This is a genomic window from Marinobacterium sediminicola, assembly GCF_022343685.1.
Taxonomy (GTDB): Bacteria; Pseudomonadota; Gammaproteobacteria; order Pseudomonadales; family Balneatricaceae; genus Marinobacterium; species Marinobacterium sediminicola.
The window spans coordinates 509,543-532,358 of the sequence record NZ_CP092123.1; the positions used below are offsets into that span (position 1 = coordinate 509,543).

General features: G+C 56.6%; 21 protein-coding genes. 19 read left to right on the top strand and 2 right to left on the bottom strand.

Going from position 1 to position 22,816, the window contains the following annotated elements:
* The first annotated feature begins 9 nt into the window (after positions 1 to 9).
* From LN244_RS02395 to rpoS, 18 genes are all read left to right on the top strand, one after another.
* Positions 10 to 507, top strand: a complete 498-nt coding sequence (locus LN244_RS02395) for an OmpH family outer membrane protein (protein ID WP_239041273.1) — start codon at positions 10 to 12, stop codon at positions 505 to 507.
* A gap of 4 nt (positions 508 to 511) precedes the next feature.
* Positions 512 to 1,573: a UDP-3-O-(3-hydroxymyristoyl)glucosamine N-acyltransferase gene (gene lpxD, locus LN244_RS02400; RefSeq protein ID WP_239041274.1), complete on the top strand. Its 1,062-nt coding sequence runs from the start codon at positions 512 to 514 to the stop codon at positions 1,571 to 1,573.
* On the top strand, positions 1,560 to 1,997 hold the full coding sequence (gene fabZ / locus LN244_RS02405; protein WP_239041275.1) for a 3-hydroxyacyl-ACP dehydratase FabZ: 438 nt from the start codon (positions 1,560 to 1,562) through the stop codon (positions 1,995 to 1,997). The genes lpxD and fabZ overlap by 14 nt, the downstream gene beginning before the upstream one ends.
* Positions 1,998 to 1,999: 2 nt before the next feature.
* Positions 2,000 to 2,770 (top strand): acyl-ACP--UDP-N-acetylglucosamine O-acyltransferase, encoded by a 771-nt coding sequence (gene lpxA, locus LN244_RS02410; RefSeq protein WP_239041276.1) that lies wholly within the window; start codon positions 2,000 to 2,002, stop codon positions 2,768 to 2,770.
* 7 nt (positions 2,771 to 2,777) lie between these two features.
* Positions 2,778 to 3,935 carry a lipid-A-disaccharide synthase gene (gene lpxB / locus LN244_RS02415; protein ID WP_239041277.1) on the top strand — a complete coding sequence of 386 codons (1,158 nt, stop codon included), beginning with the start codon at positions 2,778 to 2,780 and terminating at the stop codon, positions 3,933 to 3,935.
* Positions 3,922 to 4,530, top strand: coding sequence for a ribonuclease HII (gene rnhB, locus LN244_RS02420; RefSeq protein ID WP_239041278.1), 609 nt, complete (start codon positions 3,922 to 3,924; stop codon positions 4,528 to 4,530). The genes lpxB and rnhB overlap by 14 nt, the downstream gene beginning before the upstream one ends.
* Positions 4,523 to 8,023 carry a DNA polymerase III subunit alpha gene (gene dnaE, locus LN244_RS02425; protein ID WP_239041279.1) on the top strand — a complete coding sequence of 1,167 codons (3,501 nt, stop codon included), beginning with the start codon at positions 4,523 to 4,525 and terminating at the stop codon, positions 8,021 to 8,023. Before rnhB ends, dnaE begins: the two co-directional genes overlap by 8 nt.
* 92 nt (positions 8,024 to 8,115) lie before the next feature.
* On the top strand, positions 8,116 to 9,075 hold the full coding sequence (gene accA, locus LN244_RS02430; RefSeq protein WP_239041280.1) for an acetyl-CoA carboxylase carboxyl transferase subunit alpha: 960 nt from the start codon (positions 8,116 to 8,118) through the stop codon (positions 9,073 to 9,075).
* A gap of 31 nt (positions 9,076 to 9,106) precedes the next feature.
* Complete coding sequence (gene tilS / locus LN244_RS02435) at positions 9,107 to 10,387, top strand: tRNA lysidine(34) synthetase TilS (RefSeq protein WP_239041281.1); 1,281 nt, start codon at positions 9,107 to 9,109, stop codon at positions 10,385 to 10,387.
* 78 nt (positions 10,388 to 10,465) lie between these two features.
* Positions 10,466 to 12,094 (top strand): CTP synthase, encoded by a 1,629-nt coding sequence (locus LN244_RS02440; protein ID WP_239041282.1) that lies wholly within the window; start codon positions 10,466 to 10,468, stop codon positions 12,092 to 12,094.
* Positions 12,095 to 12,127: 33 nt separating this feature from the next.
* Positions 12,128 to 13,423, top strand: coding sequence for a phosphopyruvate hydratase (gene eno, locus LN244_RS02445; RefSeq protein ID WP_239041283.1), 1,296 nt, complete (start codon positions 12,128 to 12,130; stop codon positions 13,421 to 13,423).
* 76 nt (positions 13,424 to 13,499) lie between these two features.
* Positions 13,500 to 13,796 (top strand): cell division protein FtsB, encoded by a 297-nt coding sequence (ftsB, locus tag LN244_RS02450; RefSeq protein WP_239041284.1) that lies wholly within the window; start codon positions 13,500 to 13,502, stop codon positions 13,794 to 13,796.
* Positions 13,793 to 14,830: a tRNA pseudouridine(13) synthase TruD gene (truD, locus tag LN244_RS02455; protein WP_239041285.1), complete on the top strand. Its 1,038-nt coding sequence runs from the start codon at positions 13,793 to 13,795 to the stop codon at positions 14,828 to 14,830. The genes ftsB and truD overlap by 4 nt, the downstream gene beginning before the upstream one ends.
* Positions 14,831 to 14,845: 15 nt before the next feature.
* On the top strand, positions 14,846 to 15,601 hold the full coding sequence (gene surE / locus LN244_RS02460) for a 5'/3'-nucleotidase SurE (RefSeq protein WP_239041286.1): 756 nt from the start codon (positions 14,846 to 14,848) through the stop codon (positions 15,599 to 15,601).
* Positions 15,602 to 15,627: 26 nt separating this feature from the next.
* A complete protein-coding gene (locus tag LN244_RS02465; protein ID WP_239042352.1) occupies positions 15,628 to 16,263 on the top strand; it encodes a protein-L-isoaspartate(D-aspartate) O-methyltransferase in 636 nt (211 codons plus the stop codon).
* Positions 16,264 to 16,279: 16 nt separating this feature from the next.
* Positions 16,280 to 17,200 (top strand): polyprenyl-phosphate transporter, encoded by a 921-nt coding sequence (locus LN244_RS02470; protein WP_239041287.1) that lies wholly within the window; start codon positions 16,280 to 16,282, stop codon positions 17,198 to 17,200.
* A 14-nt stretch (positions 17,201 to 17,214) separates the two neighbouring features.
* Positions 17,215 to 18,039, top strand: coding sequence for a peptidoglycan DD-metalloendopeptidase family protein (locus LN244_RS02475; RefSeq protein ID WP_239041288.1), 825 nt, complete (start codon positions 17,215 to 17,217; stop codon positions 18,037 to 18,039).
* Positions 18,040 to 18,180: 141 nt separating this feature from the next.
* Entirely contained in the window at positions 18,181 to 19,155 is a 975-nt protein-coding gene (gene rpoS, locus LN244_RS02480; RefSeq protein ID WP_239042353.1) for an RNA polymerase sigma factor RpoS, read from the top strand.
* A 26-nt stretch (positions 19,156 to 19,181) separates the two neighbouring features.
* On the opposite strand, the gene fdxA is transcribed toward rpoS, so the two are convergent.
* Complete coding sequence (gene fdxA, locus LN244_RS02485; protein WP_239041289.1) at positions 19,182 to 19,505, bottom strand: ferredoxin FdxA; 324 nt, start codon at positions 19,503 to 19,505, stop codon at positions 19,182 to 19,184.
* A 71-nt stretch (positions 19,506 to 19,576) separates the two neighbouring features.
* Positions 19,577 to 22,180: a DNA mismatch repair protein MutS gene (gene mutS / locus LN244_RS02490; RefSeq protein ID WP_239041290.1), complete on the bottom strand. Its 2,604-nt coding sequence runs from the start codon at positions 22,178 to 22,180 to the stop codon at positions 19,577 to 19,579.
* Positions 22,181 to 22,294: 114 nt separating this feature from the next.
* Between mutS and LN244_RS02495 the strand changes: the two genes are divergently transcribed.
* A complete protein-coding gene (locus LN244_RS02495) occupies positions 22,295 to 22,771 on the top strand; it encodes a CinA family protein (protein WP_239041291.1) in 477 nt (158 codons plus the stop codon).
* Positions 22,772 to 22,816 lie beyond the last annotated feature (45 nt).

Sequence of the window (22,816 nt, forward strand, 5' to 3'; positions counted from 1 at the left end):
GGAGATGTGATGAAACGTTTTACTCGAGCGGCTGCCATGGCTGCCCTGATGTTCAGTGCACCTGTCTGGGCACAGAAAATTGCAGTATTGAGTGTAGAAGAAGCTCTGTTGACATCCAGTGCGGCAGGCAGCTTTCGCGAGGAGCTGAAAAAGGAATTTGCTGACGACGAGAAACAGCTGGTCGCACTTGAAAAACAGGCGCGTGAGCTGCGTGACAAACTGCAGAAAAATGCAGGTCTGGCTTCTGAAGAAGACATCAAGCAGATGCGTTTGCAGTTCCAGAAAGCCTTTGCGGAGTATCAGCGCCAGGGGCAGGCGATGCAACAGCAGCGCGCAGAACGTGAGCAGGCGTTTATCGCTGAAATGCGTCCTCGTCTGGATAAAGCGATCCGTGAAATCATCGAGAAAGAGAAATTCGATATCGTGATCTCCAAACAGGCAACGGTTTTCAGTGCTGACAGTGTTGACCTGACCTCACGCGTGACTGAACTGTTGAACAAGCAATAATTCGATGAGCACTGCCGCCTGTTACACACTGGCAGAGCTTGCCGGCATTCTGGGTGGTGAGCTTCAAGGTGATCCCTCGCTTCAGATTCGCTCCCTGGCTACGCTGATGTCGGCCGGGGAGAGTCAGCTCTCCTTCTTCGCCAATTCCCGTTATCTGCAGCAGCTCCGCGAGACCAAAGCTGAAGCGGTGCTGGTTTCGGCAGCACATCGTTCGGATTGCCCTGTTGCAACCATTGTCGTGGATGACCCCTATCTTGCTTTCGCGCGTGCCAGTCAGTTGTTCGACTGGCGCAGGCCTGCAAAGCCTGGCGTGCATCCGACCGCTGTGATTGCAGAGGGTGTGCCGGTGCCGGCAGATGCCGAGATCGGTGCCCACGTCGTAATTGAGGCTGATGTTGCGCTTGGGCAAGGTGTGGTCATTGGAGCAGGCTCCGTGATTGGAGAGCGCTGCGTGATCGGAGACCGCACACGTCTGGAGGCCAACGTGACGCTGTATCCAAACGTGCGCCTTGGCTCTGATGTGCTGGTTCACAGTGCAGCGGTGCTGGGCAGCGATGGCTTTGGCTTTGCTCCTACTCCTCTGGGCTGGGAAAAAATATGCCAGCTTGGCGGGGTGGTTGTTGAGGATCGCGTCGAGATTGGTGCGGGCGTGACCATTGATCGTGGCGCGCTGGACGACACGCGTATCGGTGCCGGCGTCAAGTTGGATAACCAGATCCAGATCGCCCATAACGTCGTGATCGGACGGGATAGCGCCATCGCAGGCTGTACCGCAGTGGCGGGAAGCACTAGAATTGGCGAACGCTGTACGATTGCCGGGATGACCGGAATTACTGGACACCTTGAGATCGCTGATGGCAGCCATGTGACAGCCATGTCACTGGTCAGCAAGTCGATCACACGTCCCGGTGTATACTCTTCCGGCACCGGTCTTGAACCACACCAGCAGTGGAAGCGCAACGTGGTTCGCTTCCGTCAGCTCGACGAGTTGGCGCGCCGGGTGCGTAAACTCGAACAGGCTGTCGAACTATACTCTACAGAAGGTCAAAAAGATGATGGACGTTAAAGAGATCCGGAACTATCTGCCCCACCGCTATCCGTTTCTGCTGGTGGACCGGGTCTTGGCTCTGGAGCCGGGTGAGTCGATCACCGCAATCAAGAATGTAACCGTGAACGAGCCCTTCTTTAATGGCCACTTTCCAGACCACCCGGTGATGCCGGGCGTGCTGATCGTGGAAGCGATGGCGCAGGCGGCAGGGGTGCTGGGTTTCAAGACCATGGACAAAACGCCGGAAGACGGTTCGATTTATTACTTCGTCGGCGCCGATAACCTGCGCTTCAAGCGTCCAGTGGTGCCCGGAGACCAGTTGCAGTTGGATGCCAAGGTGATTTCAGAGCGTCGTGGCATCTGGAAATTTGATGTCCGCGCCAGCGTCGACGGTGAAACCGTCAGCAGCGCAACTATTCTGTGTGCAGATCGAAAGGTGTGACATTGATTCACCCGCAAGCCATAGTTGATCCCTCGGCGCGCATTGCCGAGGATGTCGAAGTCGGCCCATGGACGCTGATCGGACCGGATGTGGAGATCGGTGCGGGCACTCGTATCGCCTCTCACGTCGTGATCAAGGGGCCTACGCGTATTGGTGAAGGGAATCAGATCTTCCAGTTTGCGACCATCGGTGAGGATTGCCAGGACAAGAAATATGCTGGTGAGCCGACCCGACTGGAAATCGGTGACCATAATGTCATCCGAGAAGGCTGCACGATTCATCGTGGCACCGTTCAGGATGAGGGCATTACGCGTATCGGCAGTCATAACCTGCTGATGGCCTATGCTCATGTTGCGCATGACTGTGTCATGGGGAACAACATCATTCTTGCCAACAATGCCGCATTGGCAGGGCATGTTCATGTGGGTGATCATGCCATCCTGGGTGGTTTTACGGCTGTACATCAGTTTTGCCGAATTGGTGCCCATGTGATGTGTGGTGCGGGTACGGTTGTGCTGAAGGATATCCCCGCCTACGTCATGGCAACCGGCAATAGTGCACGCCCTCACGGCATCAACCTTGAAGGTCTGCGCCGCAGAGGTTTTGACGCTGAAGCACTCGGTGCTCTGCGCCGAGCCTACAAGATAATCTATCGCAAAGGGCTGACTGTTGATCAGGCATTGCAGGAGCTGAATCTGATGGCTCAGGATCATCCCGCAGTGCAGTTGTTGATCGAGTCGCTGGAAACTTCGACCCGCGGCATTATTCGTTGAGGTTGGCATGAAACCTCTGCGGATAGGGATCGTAGCCGGCGAGGCCTCCGGGGATATCCTGGGGGCCGGCCTGATTCAGGCATTAAAGCAGCGTTATCCACAGGCTGAATTTGAGGGGATTGCCGGCGAGCTGATGCTGGCAGAGGGCTGTCACTCACTCTACCCCCTTGAGCGTCTGTCTGTGATGGGGCTGGTCGAAGTACTCGGTCGCTTGCCCGAGCTTTTGCTTGTTCGTCGGCGCTTGATACAGCACTTCATCGACAACCCGCCAGATGTTTTCATCGGTGTCGATGCTCCAGACTTTACTCTGGGAATGGAAAAGGCGCTCAAGCAAGCCGGTATACCGACGGTGCATTATGTGAGTCCTTCTGTCTGGGCCTGGAAACGCAAGCGCATCTTCAAGATCAAGCAAAGTACCGATTTGATGCTGACTCTGTTTCCGTTCGAAGCAGAGGTGTATCAGCCGACGCAGCAAAATCTTCGTTTTGTGGGTCATCCCTTGGCCGATGTCATTCCTGCACAGATGGATCTGAATGCTGCACGTCTTGAGTTTAGAAAGGAAAGCGGCGGTGACATGGTGGCCCTTTTGCCGGGTAGCCGCGGCAGCGAGATCAAATATCTGGCGAGCCCTTTCCTGACGACCGCGCGCTGGTTGCAACAGCGCCGCCCAGAGCTGCAATTTGTCCTGCCCGCCGCCAATCAGCGACGCTATGATCAGTTACAAAAGCTGATTGATGCAGAGTTCTCCGATCTGAACCTCAGGTTGGTGTTACAGCAGTCGCGGGAAGTGATGGCGGCTGCTGATGCAATCTTGATAGCATCGGGTACTGCGACGCTTGAAGCCTGCTTGTTGCAAAAACCTATGGTTGTGGCCTATCGCATGGCCGAACTGACCTATCGAATCTACTCGCGAATGATCAAAAGCCGCTGGATCTCCTTACCGAATGTGCTGGCTGATGAGGAGATGGTGCCGGAGGTGCTACAGCAGCAGGTGACCCCTGAAGTGATGGGGCCGCTGGTGCTCAAGGCACTGGAGGATGATTCTTATCGCAAGCGCCTGCACCGTGTCTTTGGCATCATTGGTGAGCAGTTGCGGCAAAATGCCAGTGAACGCGCTGCGGAAGCCGTAGTGGAACTGTTGGAGAACCCTAGTGCGGAGCGTTGAGTTCGATTTTCGTCCCGAAGGCCTTGTGGTCGGTGTTGATGAGGTCGGCCGTGGTCCGCTGATCGGTGATGTCGTGGCTGCTGCGGTGGTGCTTGATCCCCACAATCCGATTCAGGGTTTGGGCGATTCAAAAGCAATCAGTGAGAAAAAACGCGAGCGGCTCTATGACGAGATCATAGAAAAGGCCCTGGCCTGGTGTATCGCCTCAGCATCACCTGCCGAGATCGACGAGCTGAATATCCTGCATGCGACCATGCTGGCGATGCAGCGTGCAGTGGCGGGTTTGAGTCTGGTGCCCGATTATGCCTTGATCGATGGTAATCGCTGTCCTGCATTGCCCTGTCCGGCTGAGCCTGTGGTCAAGGGTGATGCACGCGTCGCGGAGATCGGTGCTGCATCCATCCTGGCGAAGGTAACCCGTGACCGCCAGATGGTCGAGCTGGATCTGCGCTATCCCGATTACGGTTTTGCTCGCCATAAGGGCTACCCAACTCCTGAACATCTGGCTGCGCTGGAAAAGCTGGGGGCTTTGCCCGAGCATCGACGCAGCTTTCGCCCGGTAAGAGAGCGCCTGGCACGAGAAGAAAATGTCTGATCCTGGTTTTATTCACCTTCGGGTGCACTCCGAATATTCCCTGTTCGATGGTTTGGTACGCATCAAGCCGCTGGTGTCTACGGCTGCGGCTCAGCAAATGCCTGCTGTTGCGATTACTGACCAGACCAACCTGTTCGCGCTGGTTAAATTCTACAAGGCTGCGCTGGGGGCAGGTGTCAAGCCGATTTGTGGTGTGGACCTATGGGTCCAGAATCCGGCTGAGCCAGACGGTGAGCCTTTCCGGCTAACCTTGCTGGTGCGCAATGGTCAGGGCTATCGCAATCTGATGGAGCTGGTGTCTCGCGCGTATGCCGAAGGTCAGAACATCATTCCCGAATGGGCGCTGGTAAAAAAAGAGTGGATCAAGGAAAAGGCTGAAGGGCTGATTGCACTCTCCGGTGCGCGCCTGGGTGAAGTTGGGCGTGCGTTGTTGTCGGGGGCGCCTGATCAGGCCGAAGCGGTGCTGGCTGAATGGCAAGAAGTATTCCCTGACAGTTTTTATCTTGAGATTCAGCGTACCGGGCGTTCCGGTGATGAGGCGCTGGTCCATGCCAGTGTTGAGCTGGCAGCCAAAACCGGTTGTCCGCTGGTTGCGACCAACGAGGTGATGTTCCTCAAACAGGAGGACTTTGAAGCCCACGAAGCGCGAGTGTGCATCAACCTTGGACGCACGCTGGATGATCCACAGCGACCGCGCAATTACTCCGATCAGCAGTATTTCCGCTCTGCCGAGGAAATGGCCGAGCTGTTCAGCGATATTCCCAGTGCGCTGGAAAATACCGTCGAGATCGCACGTCGATGCAACATCGAGATCGAGCTGGGTACTTACTATCTGCCACGCTTCCCGGTGCCTGAAGGGATGCTGATGGATGACTTCTTCCGCCAGGTGTCCTGGGACGGGCTGGAGGAGCGACTCGATTTTCTGCTCGATAAGGCTGCCCCTGATTATCAGGAGCGGCGCAAGCCCTATGAAGAACGTCTGAAGTTCGAACTGGATATCATCATCCAGATGGGTTTTCCGGGCTACTTCCTGATCGTAATGGACTTTATCAAGTGGGCCAAGGAAAACGGCATCCCGGTAGGCCCTGGGCGCGGCTCCGGTGCCGGTTCACTGGTGGCCTATGTACTGAAAATTACCGATCTGGACCCGCTTGAATATGACCTGCTGTTCGAGCGCTTCCTGAACCCTGAACGAGTTTCCATGCCTGACTTCGATATCGACTTCTGCATGGACAACCGTGACAAGGTGATCGACTACGTGGCCCGGACTTACGGCCGCGATGCCGTTTCTCAGATCATTACTTACGGTACCATGGCTGCGAAGGCGGTCGTGCGAGACGTGGCGCGCGTTCAGGGCAAGCCCTTTGGCCTGGCTGACCGCCTGTCCAAGCTGATCCCGTTCGAGGTCGGCATGACTTTGAGCAAGGCCTGGGAGCAGGAAGAGGCACTGCGTGATTTCGTCAATGGCAGTGAAGAAGCCGAAGAAATCATGGAGATGGCCTACAAGCTGGAAGGGATCACCCGAAATGTCGGCAAGCACGCCGGTGGTGTGGTGATCGCGCCCACAAAACTGACGGACTTTGCTGCCACCTACTGCGACGAGGAAGGTCAGGGGTTGGTGACCCAGTTCGACAAGAACGACGTGGAAGAAGCCGGGCTGGTGAAGTTCGACTTCCTCGGCCTGCGCACACTGACCATCATCGACTGGGCACTCGACACCATCAACCGCAAGCGTCAAAAGGCGGGTGAGGAGCCGTTGGAGATCGAGAGTATCGATCTGGAGGATCCGCCTACCTTCAAACTGCTGCAGAGTGCACAGACGACCGCGGTGTTCCAGCTTGAATCCAGCGGCATGAAGGACCTGATTCGTCGTCTTCAGCCTTCCCGCTTTGAGGACATCGTCGCACTGGTGGCGCTGTTCCGTCCGGGGCCGTTGCAGTCGGGCATGGTGGACGACTTCATTAACCGTAAGCACGGTCGCGCGCCTCTGGCCTGGCCACACCCCGACTACCAGCTCGACAGCCTGCAACCGGTGCTGGAACCGACCTACGGCATCATCCTGTATCAGGAGCAGGTGATGCAGATTGCCCAGGTAATGGCGGGCTATACACTGGGTGGCGCGGATATGCTGCGTCGAGCCATGGGTAAAAAAAAGCCTGAGGAGATGGCCAAGCAGCGTGCTGTCTTTCTTGAAGGCTGTGCCAATCAGGGTATTGATAAGGACCTGGCGGGCAACATCTTCGATCTGGTAGAAAAGTTTGCCGGCTATGGCTTCAACAAGTCTCACTCGGCAGCCTATGCCCTGGTTTCCTACCAGACCGCCTGGCTGAAGCAGCATTATCCAGCGGCTTTCATGGCCGCAGTACTGTCCTCGGATATGCAGAACACCGACAAGGTGGTGATCTTCATCGAAGAGTGTCGACAGATGGGGCTCAAGGTGCGTCTGCCGGACGTCAATGACGGTGAGTACATGTTTACCGTCAACGATGCCGATGAAGTGGTGTATGGTCTGGGAGCGGTCAAGGGTGTCGGTGAAGGTCCCGTGGATGCGATCGTTCAGGCTCGCCGTGAAGGCGGGCCGTTCAAGGACCTGTTTGACTTCTGTGAGCGCGTTGGTGCCGGCAAACTCAACAAGCGTGTGCTTGAGGCACTGGTGCGCTGTGGTGCGCTGGACAGCCTGGGACCATCGCGTGCGGTTCTTTGGGAGGCCATCGCCTCTGCACTCAAGGCCGCAGACCAGAGTGCGCGTAATGCCGATGCTGGCATCATGGACATGTTTGGTGCCGTGGAGGCTGAAAGCCCATCCGACCCCTATGCCGAGTTTGGCAAGGCACGCGACTGGACCGACAAGGAGCGACTCCAGGGTGAAAAGGATACGCTTGGTCTCTATGTGACCGGTCATCCGATCGATGAGTACGAGACCGAGCTTAAGCATCTGGTCAGTCGCAAGCTGGTAGAGTTGCAGCCGAGTCGTGGCAGCACCCAGAAAATGGCGGGTCTGGTCGTGGACATGCGACTTAAAAAGACCAAGAAAGGCGACAACCTTTGTTTCCTGACCCTCGATGACCGCAGTGCCCGCATGGAAGTCACCCTGTTTGGTGACACCTATGAAGAAGCCCGCAACCTGATTAATAAGGATGCCGTATTGGTGGTGGAGGGCGAAGTCGCCCAGGATGACTACAATGGCGGACTTAAGGTGCGCTGCAACAAGGTCTCGAGCATGGCGCAGGTGCGCGCTCAAGCGGCCCGCTGTGTCGAGATATGTTGTGAGCGCCGTCAGATGAATCAGCAAGGGTTGCGTCAGTTGGGGAATACGCTGAGACAGCATCGTAGTCCGTTGATCAGTCTGGCGGTGGCCTTGCACTATCGCCGGGAGGATGCCGAAGCGCGGCTCTGGCTTGACAGCCAGTGGGCGACCGCTCCGACCGATGAGCTGTTGCTGCAGCTCAAGGAGCAGTTTGGCAACGAGGCGGTCCGGCTCTGTTACGATTGAACAGGGTGGTGATCCGAGCCGGCAGACGGTAGAATCGTGCAATTATTTTTCGTGCCTTTGGGCCCCAAGTTACTGAACAGAAGCAGACACGCATGAATCCGAACTATCTGGATTTTGAACAGCCGATTGCAGAGCTGGAAGCCAAAATCAGTGAGCTGCGCCATGTCAACGAGGACACGGCGGGGCTCAACCTGAGTGATGAGCTGGAAAAGCTGCAGGAAAAGAGTCGTACCCTGACCGAGTCGATCTTCAAGGATCTGTCTGCCTGGCAGATCTCCCAGATCGCACGTCACCCGCAGCGTCCTTATACCCTTGATTACGTCAAACACATCTTTGATGACTTTGACGAAATCCACGGTGACCGCCATTTTGCCGACGATCAGGCTATCGTGGGCGGCCTGGCTCGCCTGGATGGTCGCCCGGTGATGGTGATCGGTCATCAGAAAGGCCGTGAGGTAAAGGAAAAGGTGCGTCGCAACTTCGGCATGCCACGCCCTGAAGGATACCGCAAGGCGTTGCGCATGATGGAAATGGCCGAGCGCTTCAAGCTGCCGGTACTGACCTTCATCGACACGCCGGGAGCCTACCCGGGTATCGATGCGGAAGAGCGTGGCCAGTCCGAGGCGATCGCTTTCAACCTGGCCAAAATGTCTCAGCTGAACACTCCGATCATCTCGACCGTGATCGGTGAAGGCGGCTCCGGTGGTGCACTGGCGATCGGTGTCTGTGACGAGCTGCTGATGCTGCAGTACGGCACCTACTCGGTTATTTCACCGGAAGGCTGTGCGTCCATCCTGTGGAAAAGTGCGGAGCGTGCATCCGATGCGGCCAAGGCGATGGGTATTACTTCCGGTCGTCTGCATGAGCTGGGTCTGGTTGATCAGGTGGTAAGCGAGCCTTTGGGGGGCGCACACCGCAACCCTGAGCTGATGGCAGCCAACCTGAAAAAACACCTGCTGGAAACGCTTGACCGTCTTTCTACTCTGGAGTCCGACGAGCTGCTTGAGCGTCGTTACCAGCGCCTGATGTCCTACGGTGTGTTCGAGGACTGATGAATATCGGGCAGTTTCCCCGCTGCCCGTTTTGCTTCAAGATCTGGCAGCCCGACTGGCTGTTGAGATTGATGTCCGCCGCTGGGTTATTGCTTTCAGTGGCGGTCTCGATTCCTCTCTTCTGCTTGAACTCTGTTCCCGCCTGCAATTGGCTCAGCCACTGGTAGCGCTTCATATCGACCATCAGCTGCAGCCAGGATCGGCCGACTGGGCCGAACATTGTCGACGTCATTGTCAGCGCCTTTCGGTGCCGCTGACAACGCTGACCGTCATTCCTGATTCGGCTTCGGAAGCCAGTGCCCGTGATGCCCGATATGCGGCTTTTACCGACTTCCTTCAATCCGGAGACTGTCTGTTGCTGGCGCAGCATGCCGATGACCAGGCAGAGACGCTGTTGCTGCGCCTGCTGCGCGGTGCCGGTGTTGCCGGGATGGCAGGCATGCCTGAGCGCAGGCCTTTGGGCAAGGGGCGATTGCTTCGTCCGCTATTGACCCTGTCAAGGGCCTCGCTTGAACAATGTGCGGCAGAGCTCGGGTTGTCGCCGGTGGAGGATCCGAGCAACGGGCAGGATCACTATGATCGTAACTGGCTGCGATTGCATATCATGCCGGGCCTGAAACAACATTGGCCGGCTCTGCTGCAGCGTTGTCGGGATACGGCGGCTCTTATGGCCGATGCGAATCTGTTGCTGCGCGAGCGTGCTGAAGAGGATCTGCAGATTTGTCGACTGGGAACGGGTGAGCTGAGCATCGAGGCGATTCGCCGGTTATCGCCAGAGCGTCAGCGTAATCTTGTCCATCACTGGGTTAGCCACCAAGCGGGGATGCGTCTGAGTCGCCAGCGGTTGCAAAACCTGCTGAACTCCATGCTCTCTGAACGTGATGATGCCGAGCCTGTGGAGCGACTTCAGGGACAGCAGCTCAGGCGCTATCGTGATCGCCTTTATCTGCTTCCGGATCCGCTGCCGACCATAAAGGCCGACAGCCGTTTGTCGTTGGTCGTCGGGACGCCCCTGGTGTTACCCCAGGGGGTGCTTGAGTGGGAACGATCAAGGCTGGGGCTGCCGGAAGGCGTGGCATTAACGCTGGGTTTTCGTCAGGGGGGCGAGCGCCTCAGGCCCATGGGGCGAGGGGGTTCTGTCAGTCTCAAGCAGTTGCTGCAGGAAGCTGGTGTACCTCCCTGGCTCAGGTCTTTGCAGCCGATTATCTGGCTTGGAGACAGTATTCTGGCCGTTCCGGGCGTCTGCCTGTGCGAAGGTCCCTGGGTCGAAAACGCTTGGGTGCCTCAATGGAGCGGTTTTGGTTTGTCCTGAGGGGCGGTTTTTGCTAAGCTGCAACCCCATCTTGAGTACGTTTTCTCCTCCCCAACATCTCGATCTGACAGGTTCCGCATGACGCGTTATATTTTCGTCACAGGCGGTGTTGTGTCCTCATTGGGCAAAGGCATCGCATCAGCTTCTTTGGCGGCTATTCTTGAGGCCCGTGGTCTCAAGGTCACCATGCTCAAGCTGGATCCGTATATCAACGTGGACCCGGGTACCATGAGCCCCTTCCAGCATGGTGAGGTGTTCGTGACCGACGATGGCGCCGAGACCGACCTGGATCTGGGTCACTATGAGCGTTTCATCCGTACCACCATGACGCGTCGCAACAACTTCACGACCGGTCGTGTCTATCAGCACGTGCTGAGCAAGGAACGTCGTGGCGACTATCTGGGCGGTACCGTACAGGTCATTCCGCACATCACCAACGAGATCAAGCGTCGCGTGATTGAAGGCGCGGGTGATGCCGATGTGGCACTGGTCGAGATCGGTGGTACCGTGGGTGACATCGAGTCTCTGCCGTTCCTTGAGGCCGTGCGTCAGCTGAAAGTGGAAGTGGGTGCATCCCGCGCCATGTTCATGCATCTGACACTGGTTCCGTACATCGCGACCGCTGGTGAAACCAAGACCAAACCAACTCAGCACTCGGTAAAAGAGCTGCGTTCTATCGGTATCCAGCCGGATATTCTGGTGTGCCGTTCCGAACAGCCGCTGGATGAGTCTTCTCGCAAGAAAGTCGCCATGTTCACCAACGTGGACGAGCGAGCCGTTATTTCACTGCCGGACGCTGATACCATCTACAACATCCCGGCGATGTTGTGGGAGCAGCATCTGGATGAAATCGTGACCGAGCGCTTCCGCATCAACTGCAAGCCTGCGGACCTGAGCGAATGGAGCCGTGTCGCTGATGCCTACCTGCATCCGGAAGGTGAAGTGACCATCGCCATGGTCGGCAAGTACATGGAGCTGCTGGACGCCTACAAGTCACTGATTGAAGCTATCTCTCATGCCGGTATTGCGCTGCGCAAGAAGGTCAGAATCGAGTACATCGACTCTGAACGTGTTGAGCGTGAAGGCAGCCAGATTCTGGAAGGCTTCAGCGCCATTCTGGTGCCGGGGGGCTTTGGTGAGCGTGGTGTTGAAGGCAAGATCGAAGCCGTTCGTTTCGCCCGCGAAAACAAGATTCCTTACCTGGGTATCTGCCTCGGCATGCAGGTGGCCGTCATTGAGTATGCACGTCACGTAGCTGGACTGAAGGATGCCAACTCGACCGAATTCAACAAGCAGTCAGAGCATCCGGTGATTGGCCTGATTACCGAGTGGACTGACCGCAGCGGTGAGGTTGAGGTGCGCGGTGAGAACTCTGACCTGGGCGGTACCATGCGCCTGGGTGCGCAGACCTGTCATTTGACAGAAGGCTCCAAAGTAGCAGAAGCCTATGGCAGCACCGAAATCCGCGAGCGTCACCGTCATCGTTACGAGGTGAACAATAACTATGTGCCGCTGCTTGAAGAGGCCGGGCTGAAGATTACCGGTCGCTCTGTTGATGGTGAGCTGGTAGAAGTCGTGGAAGCGCCGGACCATCCCTGGTTCGTGGCCTGTCAGTTCCACCCTGAGTTCACCTCGACCCCGCGTGACGGTCACGGCCTGTTCACAGGATTTATCAAGGCCGCGCTGGCTCTTCAGGCGCAGCAGTAACACTTTTACGAGTTAACTGGAGACACAGATACAATGGCTCAGATTGCGAATATCAAGGCACGTGAAGTTCTGGATTCCCGTGGTAACCCGACTGTTGAAGCGGACGTGATTCTGGCTTCCGGCGTAGTGGGTTCTGCCTGCGCACCGTCCGGTGCCTCTACCGGTTCCCGCGAAGCGCTGGAACTGCGCGACGGCGACAAGTCACGTTACCTGGGCAAGGGCGTGCAGAAAGCCGTAGCTGCGATCAACGGTGCTATTCGTGAAGCTCTGGTCGGTATGGATGTCACTGACCAGCGCGCGCTGGATGACAAAATGCTGGCGCTGGACGGTACCGAGAACAAGTCCAACCTGGGTGCCAACGCTATTCTGGCGGTATCCCTGGCCGCGGCGAAAGCGGCTGCAACCGAAAAGGGCATCCCGCTGTACGCGCACATCGCTGAAATCAACGGTACTGCCGGTCAGTTCTCCATGCCGGTGCCGATGATGAACATCCTCAACGGTGGCGAGCATGCTGACAACAACGTGGACATTCAGGAGTTCATGGTACAGCCGGTGAACTTCGACAACTTCCAGGACGCTCTGCGTTGTGGTGCCGAAATCTTCCATGCGCTGAAAGCGGTACTGAAGGCTCGTGGTCTGAACACTGCAGTGGGTGATGAAGGTGGCTTTGCACCGAACCTGGGCTCCAACGAGGAAGCTCTTGTGGTCATCAAGGAAGCGATCGACAAGGCAGGCTACAAGCTGGGTACTGATGTAACCCTGGCGCTGGACTGTGCCTCTTCCGAGTTCTACAAGGACGGCAAGTACGACCTGGCCGGCGAAGGCAAGGTATTCGACGCCGAAGGCTTCGGCGACTACCTGGCTCAGCTGTGCGAAAACTACCCGATCGTGTCTATTGAAGACGGTATGGATGAATCTGACTGGGACGGCTGGGCAAGCCTGACCCGCAAGATCGGCGACAAGGTGCAGTTGGTGGGTGACGACCTGTTCGTAACCAACACCAAGATCCTGAAAGAAGGCATCGAGAAGTCCATCGCCAACTCCATCCTGATCAAGTTCAACCAGATCGGCTCACTGTCCGAGACCCTGGATGCGATCAAGATGGCCAAGGATGCAGGCTACACCGCGGTAATCTCTCACCGTTCAGGTGAAACCGAAGATACGACGATTGCCGATCTGGCAGTAGGTACTGCAGCAGGCCAGATCAAGACCGGTTCTCTGTGTCGTTCTGACCGTGTGGCCAAGTACAACCGTTTGCTACGGATCGCTGAAGAGTTGGGTGCCGGTGCGGTATACAACGGTCTGAAAGAGATCAAAGGTCAGGCCTGAGTCCTGAAAATGTGATAAAAAGGGGGCCTTGGGCCCCCTTTTTTGACCCTGGGCCTGATTCGCAAGAGGTAAGCCTGTGTACCGCTGGTTGTTGTTGATTCTGCTGGTGATGCTCGCCGGGCTGCAATATCGGCTCTGGTTTGGCGAAGCCAACCTGCGTCAGGTATGGCAGCTGGAGCAACAAATTCTGGAGCAGCAGCAGGTTAATCAGCAGCTGACAGAGCGCAACAAACGCCTTGAGGCTGAAGTGCAGGATCTCAAGCAGGGTCTGACCGCTCTGGAGGAGCGCGCCCGTAGTGAGATGGGCATGATCCGAGAGGGTGAAACCTTCTTCCAGTTAATCGAACCCGAGCCGGAGACATCTCAACGTTGAACCTAGATCTCGCCTGTAAGTGGCTGTATGGCGAGCCATTATCCCAAGCGATGCTGCGCAGTGCCGCGGACGACTTTCAGGTCTATGAACGTCTGCCGTTTGAACCTGATGGCGAAGGGGAGCATCTTTTCCTGTATATCCGCAAGACCGGAGAAAACACTGATTGGGTCGCCCGCCAATTGGCACGCTTCTGTCAGATTAGCCCTCGTGATGTCGGCTATGCCGGCAAAAAGGATCGCCACGCCGTAACCGAACAATGGTTCAGCGTGCGTCTGCCGATCGGAAGAACTTTGAACTGGTCTCTGTTCGGGGGTGAGACTATCGAGGTACTGAAAACGGAGCGCCACAGCCGTAAACTCAGGCTGGGGGCTTTGTCTGGTAACCGATTTGTCATTCGGCTGCGCCAGGTATCCCAGCCTGACGCATTGGCTGCGCGGATTGAGAAAGTGCGCCTGGGGGTTCCCAACTATTTCGGCGAGCAGCGCTTCGGCAATGATGGCGGAAACCTGACCAAGGGGCAGGCACTTTTGGCCGGGACGCTGAGGGAGCGCCAGCGACACAAGAAAGGGTTGTATATCTCTGCCCTGCGCTCCTGGCTGTTCAATCAGGTGATTAGCGCCCGTATTGATCAGCAGTTATGGAGCAGCATACTGCCCGGGGATGTACTCATGCTGAATGGCACCCAGAGCTGTTTCATGGCTGATAATCCCTCGGACATGATGCCGCGCCTTGAGCAGGGTGATCTGCATTTGACCGGCCCCATGTGGGGGCGTGGCGAGTTGATGACCCAGATCGATGCGCGGGCATTTGAAATGGCAGCGCTGGCGCCATGGCAGTCATTGTGTGAGGGGCTTGAAGGCCTGGGCCTGAACCAGGAGCGCCGCTCACTTCGATTGATGCCTCAGGGGTTGAAGGCCGAAGCTGAGGCAGAGGACCAGTGGCGTCTGGAATTCGAACTCCCGGCAGGGGCTTTTGCCACCAGTGTATTGCGTGAACTTTGTCAGTGGCATAACGCGGCCACCGAGCAGATATAATCAAGAAGAACGGACATGCTGACTCTGATCTCTAATGACGATGGTGTGTATGCACCGGGATTGGCCACTTTGGCAGAACGTTTGGCGCAGGATCATCAGACCTGCGTGGTGGCGCCTGATCGTAACCGTAGCGGTGCCAGCAATTCGCTGACGCTGGATCGACCACTGGAAGCCCACTACCACAGCAGCGGTTATTACGGTATCAACGGTACGCCAACTGACTGCGTACATCTGGGGGGCTCGGGGCTGTTCACGGATGGCCAGAAGCCGGATATCGTCGTGTCTGGCATCAATGCCGGCGCGAATCTGGGCGATGATGTGCTGTATTCCGGCACCGTTGCGGCAGCGACAGAAGGGCGTCACTGTCGACTTCCTCCTATCGCTGTATCCATGCACAGTTTCCATCCACAGCACTATGAGACGGCTGCTGAAATTGTGGCGACATTGATTCAGCGCCTGGAATCACTGGTGGTAGCGCCGCGGACTGTCCTCAATGTCAATGTGCCTGATCTCCCACTGGATCAGATCAAGGGTATCCATGTCACTCGTCTTGGGCATCGTCATGGTGCGGAGCCTCCTGTACAGGTTGAAGACCCGCGAGGGCGGGTTCGATACTGGATTGCCGGTGCGGGAGATGCAGCGGATTCAGAACCCGGTACCGACTTTTACGCGGTGGAAAACGGCTTTGTGTCGGTGACGCCCCTGCAGATCGACATGACCCACTATACGGGCATGGATAATCTGGCGGACTGGCTGGAGGGGCTGATGTGATCGATCGGGATTTGCAGGGTATCGGCATGACCTCTCGGCGGACACGGGAGCGTCTTGCGCAGCGTTTGCGTGATCAGGGTGTTCTGAATGAGGATGTGCTGAAGGTGCTGGTTGATACACCTCGTCACATTTTCATCGATGAGGCGCTCTCGCATCGAGCGTATGAAGACACGGCACTACCCATCGGCTTTAACCAGACCATCTCCCAGCCCTATATCGTCGCACGGATGACGGAGCAGTTGCTGGAGGCCGGTCCTCTTGCCAAAGTGTTGGAAGTGGGTACCGGTTCCGGTTACCAGACGGCGATACTGGCTCAGCTGGTGGATCAGGTTTTCAGCGTTGAGCGGATACGCCCGCTGCAGGAGAAAGCACGCAAGCGCCTGCAACGACTCAAGCTGCATAATGTGATGCTGCGCCATACCGATGGCGGGATGGGCTGGCCTGACAAGGCGCCTTTTGACGGAATTCTTGTGACGGCCGCTCCCCGGGAAGTACCGAAGGAGCTGCTGGAGCAGCTGGCTGTTGGGGGGCGTCTGGTCATACCTGTTGGTGACGAGCATCAGACCCTGAAGCGGATCACACGCACCAGTGAGACTGAATACGAAACCGAAGTGCTGGAAAGTGTCCGTTTTGTGCCGCTGCTTGGCGGGACAGTGCGTTAATTGATGAGGAATGTACGTGCGAAGTAAAAAGGACTATCTGCTGCTGTCCGGCAAAGGGATGATGATGGGGGCAGCCGATGCCGTTCCCGGTGTATCCGGCGGTACAATTGCGTTTATTACCGGTATCTACGAAGAGCTCATTGATACCTTAAAGCAGTTCAATCCCGAAGCTGTTCGTATCCTGTTCAGTGAGGGGCTTCTATCCTGCTGGCGCTATGTAAATGGTAATTTCCTGCTGGCGCTTTTCAGTGGAGTTCTGCTGAGCCTGGTGTCGGTGTCTCATCTGGTGCTCTATTTGCTGGAAGCGCATCCTATTCTGATCTGGTCGTTTTTCTTCGGACTGATTTTGGCATCGACCTGGAGTGTGTTGCGTCATATTCGTGGCTGGAATACCAACCTTGTGGCCATGTTTGCCAGCGGAGCCTTGCTCGCCTATATCATTACCGAACAGGCACCGACTTCTGTTGAACCTACCTTGATGATGGTCTTTCTCTCCGGCATGATCGCTATCTGTGCCATGATATTGCCGGGTATTTCAGGCAGTTTTATTTTGCTGCTGATGGGCATGTATACACCCATTCTTGGCGCGATCAAAGGGTTGGAGTGGCTGACACTTGGGTTGTTCGTCAGTGGCTGTGTACTTGGACTGCTCAGTTTCTCGCGGGTATTGAGTTGGGCATTTCATCACCACCGAATGCTGACTCTGGCTTTGCTGGGTGGCTTCATGCTGGGTTCGTTGAACAAGGTGTGGCCATGGAAATACACGCTGGCCTATACCATCAACCGGCATGGAGAAGAGGTGCCGCTACTGCAGGATAATCTGCTGCCGGGCAGCTATGAGGTTCTGACCGGGTTGAATGCCTGGTTGTGGCCTGCTTTGGCGCTGATGTTGTTGGGTGCGCTGCTGGGAGTGGTGATGGACCGCCAGCAGCACTGAAGTGGGAGACCGGAGTGCCCTATCGTTTGCTGCTTGTGCTGACTTGTCTGGGCATGGTCCTTGGGGGGTGCTCGACGGGTTATGCGCCTGTTGCCGAGCGCTCTCTGGGGGCCCGGGCAAGTGCCAAGGAGCCCGCACCATCAAACTACCGGGTCAAACAGGGTGATACCCTCTATTCCATCGCCTTTCGCTATGGTCTGGATTACCGCAGTGTGGCTCGCTGGAATAACATCGATAGCCAATACTTCATCTACCCGGGGCAGAAACTGCGCCTTCAGGCTCCGCCGGTCACGGCCAGTTCGCGATCCGGCGAAAGAGCGACCCGCGCCTCATCCACCTCTTCCTCAACGGCTTCTACGGCCGCCAAACCCTCTCCGTCCGCTACAGCTGCGAGACCCGCGGTTGCTGCGCCTGCAGCCCGTCCAGCGCCCCGTTCTTCACGTCAGGAAGCATCTGCACCCTCTGGTCCTGTGCGCTGGCACTGGCCTCATGAAGGCAAAATTATCCTCGCCTTTGGCCGTGGCCAGCCGGCCAACAAAGGGGTTGATATTGCAGGCAACAAGGGCGAAGCCGTCAAAGCTGCCGCACATGGGGAAGTGGTGTATGCCGGTAACGGGCTGCTGGGTTACGGCAACCTGGTTATTGTGAACCACGATAAACGCTATCTCAGTGCCTATGCACATAACAGTCGCATCTTTGTACGAGAGGGTGATAAGGTTAAAGCTGGTGAAAAAATAGCCGAGATAGGTAATACCGGTGCCACTCGCACAATGCTGCATTTTGAAATCAGACGAGATGGAGATCCGGTAGACCCGTTGCGCTATCTTCCCAAGCGATAACAACAATAAAAATCATGACAAGCCGGGATGGGTGTAAGTCCGCCCTCCCAAAACCTGGGGGTGAAGATTATGGGAATCCTAGGAGAAGAGGTACGCTATTCCGCGCAGAGCCGTGAAAGCGACCTGGATGACGAGCATCGAATGGACGAGACGCTTGACGATGACGAAGACCAGGATGACACCTCGTCGTTGGACGAGGATGATTCCTCTGAAGACCTGCCTGAATTCATCAACAGTGGTCGTGGACGAGGCTCCATGGCTCACAAGGATCTGGTGAATGCCCGTTCGCTGGATGCAACCCAGCTGTATCTCAATGAAATTGGTTTCTCGCCGCTGCTGAGCGCGGAGGAGGAAGTCTATTTCTCTCGGCTCGCCCTCAAGGGGGACGAAGCGGCTCGCAAGCGTATGATCGAAAGCAACCTTCGCTTGGTTGTCAAAATCGCCAGACGCTATATCAATCGTGGACTGACCCTGCTTGATCTGATTGAGGAAGGAAATCTGGGGTTGATTCGCGCGGTTGAGAAATTTGATCCTGAGCGTGGCTTTCGCTTCTCAACCTATGCCACCTGGTGGATTCGTCAGACCATCGAACGGGCGATCATGAATCAGACCCGAACCATCCGCCTGCCGATACATGTGGTCAAGGAGCTTAATGTGTATCTGCGCGCTTCTCGCGAGTTGGCTCAGAAGCTCGATCATGAACCGACAGCGGAAGAGATCGCCGCATTAGTGGATAAACCTGTGGCTAACGTGGAGCGCATGCTGGGGCTCAATGAGCGCGTAAGCTCAGTCGATGTGCCCGCCGGCCAAGGAGCAGACAAACCGCTCTTGGATACCATCGCCGATCAGGACGCTGCTGACCCGGAAACACTGCTGCAAAACAACAACATCAGTGGCAACCTGAACCGCTGGCTGGAGATGCTTCCTGAGAAACACGCGGATGTACTCTCACGTCGCTTCGGTTTGAGGGGATACGAGATGAGCACTCTTGAGCAGGTCGGTCTGGAAATCGGGTTGACTCGTGAGCGGGTGCGCCAGATACAGGTCGAAGCATTACGCAAATTGCGTGAGATTGTCGAGAAGAATGGTCTGACCGGAGAGGATCTGTTGCAGTAACAGATCCTTTCACGGTGGAGAAGCGGTCAGCGCTCCAGATACTGGAGCTTGTCCGGTACTCCGTCCCACTTCTCCGCATCCGGCAAAGGTGCCTTGCGCTCGGAAATGTTGGGCCAGATTTCGGCCAGCTCGGCGTTGAGCTGGTAGAATTGGTCCTGCTCCGGGCTCAGGTCATCTTCGTGCAGAATCGCTTCTGCCGGGCACTCCGGTTCGCACAGTCCACAGTCGATGCACTCGTCCGGGTGAATCACCAGAAAGTTCGGCCCTTCATAGAAGCAGTCCACCGGGCATACCTCGACACAATCGGTGTACTTACAGCGGATGCAGTTTTCGGTCACGATGTAGGTCATCGCTCAGCCTCCCATTGGCTCGATACTGAGTGCAGTATAGTGCGCACAGAATATTTTGATCTGAATCCTTATCAGGACAGCAAGGCCTTGAGGGCGTAAAGCTGATCCAGTGCCTGACGCGGTGTCAGATTATCCGGGTCAAGGTCGCGCAGCTGGCGCTCGGCTGCCGAAGGCTGATAGCTGACGAAAAGATCGGTCTGCATCGGTTCTTCCTTGCCCTTGGCCGAAACGGGCTCGGGATTACGGGAGACTTTTTCACCCTGATCACGGCTGTCCTGTTCAAGGACGATGAGTTTGTCGCGGGCGCTGCGGATGACGCCCGACGGAATGCCGGCCAGTTGTGCGACCTGCAGTCCGTAACTCTGACTGGCAGGCCCTTCCTGTACTTCATGCATGAACACGATATGGTCATTATGCTCAACAGCAGTCAAGTGAACGTTGGCTACCCCGCTCTCCCGTTCCGGCAGACTGGTCAGCTCGAAATAGTGGGTGGCAAACAGGGTAAACGCCTTGACCTCACGTGCGAGGAATTCAGCACATGACCAGGCCAGTGAAAGGCCGTCGAAGGTACTGGTGCCGCGTCCGACCTCATCCATCAACACCAGGCTGCGGGCCGTTGCATTGTGCAGGATATTGGCTGTTTCGGTCATTTCCACCATGAAGGTGGAGCGGCCACCCGCCAGGTCATCGGATGAGCCCATGCGGGTGAAAATGCGGTCAACGATGCCGATGGTTGCGGCTTCGGCCGGTACGTAACTACCGATGTGTGCGAGCAGCGTAATCAGTGCAGCCTGGCGCATATACGTGGACTTACCACCCATGTTGGGGCCCGTGATCACCAGCATGTGTCGTTCGGTATCCAGCATCAGGTCGTTGGCTACGAAGGGGGCGTCCAGGACCGCCTCGACGACCGGGTGGCGCCCCTGCGTAATTTTGATGCAAGGTTCGTCGACCAGTTGAGGGCGCTGATAGTCGAGCGACAGGGCGCGCTCCGCAAGTGTATTGAGGACATCCAGCTCCGACAGAGCCGCAGCACACTCCTGCAGTGGTGCCAGTTGAGCGGCAATCAACTCGAGCAGTTCATCGTAAAGCTGCTTCTCACGGGCCAGCGCCTTGCTCTTGGCGCTCAGAGCCTTGTCTTCAAACTCTTTCAGTTCGGGGGTGATGAAACGTTCAGCATTCTTCAGTGTCTGGCGGCGAACATATTCGGCAGGCATGTCGATAGCCTGTGCCTTACTGACCTCAATGAAATAGCCATGTACCCGGTTGTAACCCACCTTGAGGGTGGAAATGTCGGTGCGGGCACGTTCGCGTGCTTCCAGCTGCAGCAGGAAGTCGCCGGCATTCTCGCTTAGACTACGAAGCTCATCCAATTCCGCGTCATAGCCGGAAGCGATGACGCCACCATCCCTGATGACAACAGGTGGTGCATCGATAATGGCGCGAGACAGCAGTCCAGCCTGTTCGGGGAAGGTCGAGATGGTACTGGCAAGGGTTTTGATGTGTGGCGAGTCGTTACGCCCAAGCAGCTGTTGCAAGGCCGGCAGTGAAGCCAGAGCGTTGCGCAGACGTTCCAGATCACGGGGGCGAGCGGACCTCAATGCGACACGGGAGAGGATTCGCTCCATGTCACCGACAGGTTTCAGTTGTTCTGAAATGTTGTCGCAGCAGTCAGGATTCATCAGCCAGCGGATAGCATCCTGACGGGCCTCCAGAATAGCGCGATCACGTAATGGGCGATGAAGCCAGCGGCGCAACAGACGGCTACCCATTGGGGTGCGGCACTTGTCCAGAACCGATGCGAGCGTATTGTTGCGACCGCCGGACAGGTTCAAATCCAGTTCGAGATTCCGCCGTGTCGCAGCATCCAGCACCACGGCTTCGTCGTGTTGCTCTACCTGCAGTCGACGAATATGGGGCAGGCTGCTGCGCTGGGTATCACGCGCATACTGCAGCAGGCAACCGGCCGCACAAATGGCCAGCTTCAAGTGATCACAGCCGAAACCGCTCAGATCACGGGTGTTGAACTGGTCGCACAACAGACGCTCTGCGGTGTCGGGTTCGAAATCCCAGGGTGGGCGGGCATGAGCGCCGGGACGCTTGCGCAAGGGCTCTGGTACGGCCACATCATCAGGGTATAGCAGCTCAGCAGGGCGCAATCGTTCCAGCTCCGCCAGCAGGGCTTCATCACCATCGACCTCGAACAGGCTGAAGCGGCCTGAACTGATATCGATCATCGCAAGCCCGTAGCGATCATCCTGTCGAGCCACACCCATCAGCAGATTGTCCTGATGTTCGTCCAGCAATGCCTCGTCAGTGAGCGTCCCCGGCGTGACAATCCTCACCACTTCGCGGGCGACGGGACCCTTGCTGGTAGCTGGATCGCCGACCTGTTCACAGATGACCACGGACTCGCCGGCTTTGACAATGCGAGCGATATAGCCTTCAGCCGCATGGTAGGGAATGCCTGCCATGGGGATAGGTTCGCCGGCAGACTTACCGCGTGCGGTCAGTGAAATATCCAGCAGCGAGGCAGCCTTCTTGGCGTCATCATAGAACAGCTCGTAAAAGTCACCCATGCGGTAGAAGAGCAGCTGGTCCGGGTGCTGGGCCTTGATGCGCAGGTACTGCTGCATCATCGGAGTGTGTTGAGTGCTCTTGCTTGCTGAAGACATAGTTGACGCGATCATCCTTTTGCGGGGATTGAAACGGGTTCGGCTCGGGGTTTTAATGAGGGAATTGTACGTTAAACATGGCACGCTGCGTAGTCGCGGCTTTGGAGTAACCATATGAAAAACCTGGCACAGAAAGTAGGTGAAACCCTCTTGGCAAAGGGGATGAAATTGGCTGCGGCCGAGTCCTGCACCGGAGGCTGGGTATCCCAGGCGGTGACGGCCGTTCCAGGCAGTTCCGGCTGGTTTGATTGCGGTTTCGTGTCCTATTCCAACACCGCAAAGCACAAGATGCTGGGTGTTGACCTCGCGGTACTGGAAAAAAGTGGTGCTGTCAGTGAGCCGGTAGTGGCGCAAATGGCAGAAGGTGCATTGCGTAACAGTGACGCAGATATCGCAGTTGCAATCAGTGGTCTTGCCGGACCCGGAGGCGGCAGTGAGGATAAACCTGTTGGTACGGTCTGGTTTGCCTGGGCGGTAGAAGGTCATCCCACGGTGACCTGTTTGAGCTTTTTTAACGGCGGGCGAGATGAAATTCGTCAGCAGGCGGTTGAGCAGGCACTGGAAGGCATCATGGCTTACTTGCCTCATTGATGGACAGAGGTTGCAATCTGATCAGGGTGTGAAATAATACTGTCC